The organism is Stenotrophomonas sp. SrG, assembly GCF_050031795.1.
In the GTDB taxonomy this organism is placed as follows: Bacteria; Pseudomonadota; Gammaproteobacteria; order Xanthomonadales; family Xanthomonadaceae; genus Stenotrophomonas; species Stenotrophomonas rhizophila_A.
Genome location: NZ_JBNBBE010001047.1, coordinates 1 through 240, shown reverse-complemented (window position 1 = coordinate 240; position 240 = coordinate 1). Strand labels below are relative to the sequence as shown.

Sequence of the window (240 nt, the reverse complement as noted above, 5' to 3'; positions counted from 1 at the left end):
GCGCCAGCCACGCCAACGTCGCCATCCGCCCGGTCCGTCCATCCCTCCGATGCGAAAAGAACCGCTCCCGCTCGGCAATCGTGCTCCGCTGCCCACCACTGATCCCGCCCGGGTCCACCCCGGCCGCCACCAGCCGCCGCCGCGCCAGCGCGTCCAGATCCACCTTCCAATGCCCCGGGCGGGTGGCCACGAAGGCGTCCGCCGCCCCCGCATCCAGATCCGCGCACGCCGCGAAAACGT

At 73.3% G+C, this 240-nt stretch carries 1 protein-coding gene; it reads right to left on the bottom strand.

Features of this window, described 5'->3' with window-relative positions; translation table 11 throughout:
• A partial coding sequence (locus ACQG3P_RS22675) for a laccase domain-containing protein (protein WP_426806311.1) occupies positions 1 to 240 on the bottom strand: 240 nt, incomplete at both ends.